We start from the raw sequence: 2,758 nt of genomic DNA, 5'->3' as shown, positions 1-2,758 counted from the left end.
CTTCGCCGACGTCCTGCGGCTCATCGCTGAACTGCGACCGCGGCATTGTCAGACTAAATTCTATACTGCCGGCTGGCGCTTCGGAGTGCGGTAGAACCCCACTGTTTTTGCTCACGAATCGCCAACGAGTTCGGCGAGATTCGACGCCGAAAATGGCCTATACCAATTTGCCTTGAAAGTGCCTCCGGTTTGGCCGACCCCGTACCAATCTTGCACACGCTTATGGCGAACCCCTTCATGCACAAGCGCTACGCACCCGATGCCGTGGTGACCTGTGTCGATCAAGTCAACCACGAGCGCACGGTGGTCGAGGATCCGGTGGCAATGAGCCAGATACAGCTAGCCGATGTGGTGATCCTAACCAAAGGAGACCTTGCTACAGCTGAGCAACGGCGGGCGCGCCGAGAATTCCGTGCGCGCGGCGAACGCCCAAGCCCAGCTGATTGAGGTCACGCTCGGCCGGGCCGACGCCGCCGCCATCTTCCTCCGCGGGCTGTTCGAGGCCGGGCGCTCGCTGTTGGGCGTGAGCGGGTGGCTGCGGACCGATGGGCCGATCGCGCGAGCGAGCGGTGGGTCTTTCGTGGCGGCGCATTGCGGCCCCGCACCCGCCACCCACGTGATCCGCACCGAGCGGCCCGTCGATATGGCTGGCCTCGGCGTGTTTCTCAATCGCGTGACGAACTCAATGCGCGGGCGCCTGCTGCGCATCAAGGGCGTGGCGAACGTCAAATCGCGTCCACGCCAGGCGTCGCAAATGCAAGGCCCGCTCGTGGTGCACGCCGTGAGGGACAAGTTCTACCCCCTTCAATGGCTGCACGCGTGGCCCGACGCGGACCAAAGCACGCGCTTGGTCTTCATCGGGCGCGACTTGGACGGCGCCGAGCTGGACCGCCTGTTCGAGCAACTATGTCTCTGACGAAGGCGAGGATGAATGAACCGAATTCTGGAAGATCTGCGCATCGTCGAGGGCTCCGCCTTCGTGGCGGCGCCGTTCGCGGGAATGACGCTCGCCCAGCTCGGAGCGGACGTTATCCGTTTCGACCCGATCCGCGGCGGGCTCGACGCCCATCGCTGGCCGGTCGATAAGCAAGGCAAGAGCCTTTATTGGGTTGGTCTCAACAAGGGCAAGCGGTCGATCGCGGTCGACACGCGCAAGCCGGAAGGGCAGGAGATCGTTACGGCCCTGATCACGGCGCCTGGTCCGGGGAACGGCATTTTCCTTACCAATTTTCCCGCCTCCGGCTGGCTCGGCTACGAGGCGCTGAAGAAGCGCCGAGACGACTTGATCATGCTCAATTTGTTCGGCAGTCCGGACGGCAGCTCGGCGGTCGACTACACAGTGAATTGCGCGGTCGGCATTCCGTTCTCCACCGGCCCCGCCCACAGCGACGCAACGCATCCTGTCAACCATGCGCTGCCGGCATGGGACGCCATCACCGGGGTCACGTCCGCGCTCGGAATCGTCACCGCCGAGCGTCACCGCCGGCTGACCGGCGAGGGTCAGTTGATCAAGATCGCGCTGTCCGACGTGGCGATGGCGATGGTCGGCAATCTCGGCTACATCGCCGAAGCCGAGCTGATGCACGAAGACCGCCCGGCCTTCGGCAACTATCTCTACGGCGCCTATGGTCGCGACTTCGAGACTAAGGATCACAGGCTCGTTTACATCGTCGCGATCACGGATCGGATGTGGACCGAGCTCGGCAGCGTCACCGGCCTCGCTGAGCGGTTCGCGATGATCGAGCCTCTTCTCGGCGTCAATCTCATGGATGAAGGCGACCGGTTTCGCGCGCGTGACGTCATCTCCTCTGTGCTGGAGACTTGGGTTTCGGCGCGCACGCTCGACGAGATCAAGCGGTCCTTCGCCGGTTCGGGCGTATGCTGGGGTCCCTACCAGACCTTTCGCCAGATGTTGCGCGAGGATCCGCGCTGCTCGACCGCCAACCCGATCTTTCGCGAGATCGATCAGCCCGGCATCGGGCGCTACCTCGTTCCCGGCTTGCCGCTCGAATTCGGGCACGCCCCGCGCGAGACGCCGGTACGCGCGCCGATTCTCGGCGAGCACACCGACGAGGTGCTGGCTGGGGTTCTGGGTCTCGGCGACTGTCAGATTGGCAAGCTGCGCGACGCCAAGATCGTAGCCGGCCCTGTCGAGTTGTGAGGAGACGAAGCTGAGCGGGACCCCCAAACCCTTCGCCGAATGGATCGGACGCACGGAGCGCATCGAGGACGAGATCTCGCTGGCGCCGGCGCAGGCGATGCTGGCCACGCTTGATGACGGCGAGTCGCGGCTCGGGCCCGGCGATCGGCTGCCGCCGCTGTGGCACTGGCTCTACTTCCTGCCGCGCGCGCCCATGTCGCGGATCGGCGTGGACGGACACCCGCAGCGCGGCGGCTTCATGCCGCCGGTCGAGTTGCCGCGCCGGATGTTCGCCGGCGGGCGGCTCAATTTCCGTCACCGGCTGGTGATCGGCAAGCCGGCGAGCCGCACCGGGACGGTGCACGATATTTCGCAAAAGCAGGGCGCGCGCGGCGCCCTGGTGTTCGTTACCGTCGAATACCAGGTCGAGCAGGACGGCAGGGTGTGCGTCGAGGAGGTTCAGGACATCGTCTATCGCGAGCCGGGCGCCCGAATTGCGGCGCCGACCCTGGTCGAATGGCCTGAGCCGCCGGAGGGCGCCTGGACCCGCGCCGTCACGCCGAGCCCGGTCCTGCTGTTTCGCTTTTCGGCGCTCACCTTCAACGCCCATCGCATCCA

At 65.3% G+C, this 2,758-nt stretch carries 4 protein-coding genes; all 4 read left to right on the top strand.

The genetic code is table 11. The features are described from left to right. The first annotated feature begins 57 nt into the window (after positions 1-57). Entirely contained in the window at positions 58-447 is a 390-nt protein-coding gene (locus tag ACLP25_RS19925) for a GTP-binding protein (RefSeq protein WP_442470896.1), read from the top strand. Further along, the gene (locus tag ACLP25_RS19920; RefSeq protein ID WP_442470895.1) at positions 413-916 is read left to right on the top strand and encodes a GTP-binding protein; all 504 of its coding nucleotides are present in this window, start codon (positions 413-415) and stop codon (positions 914-916) included. The genes ACLP25_RS19925 and ACLP25_RS19920 overlap by 35 nt, the downstream gene beginning before the upstream one ends. A gap of 15 nt (positions 917-931) precedes the next feature. Beyond that, positions 932-2,161 carry a CoA transferase gene (locus tag ACLP25_RS19915; RefSeq protein WP_442470894.1) on the top strand — a complete coding sequence of 410 codons (1,230 nt, stop codon included), beginning with the start codon at positions 932-934 and terminating at the stop codon, positions 2,159-2,161. Between the two features lie 97 nt (positions 2,162-2,258). Next, positions 2,259-2,758: FAS1-like dehydratase domain-containing protein (locus tag ACLP25_RS19910; protein ID WP_442470893.1), on the top strand; the 500-nt coding region annotated here is incomplete at its 3' end.

Origin of the sequence: Roseiarcus sp. (genome assembly GCF_052145395.1) — a bacterium.
Taxonomy (GTDB): domain Bacteria; phylum Pseudomonadota; class Alphaproteobacteria; order Rhizobiales; family Beijerinckiaceae; genus Roseiarcus.
Note: the sequence above shows the minus strand (reverse complement) of the source record. Positions and strands in the feature narration are given on the sequence as shown.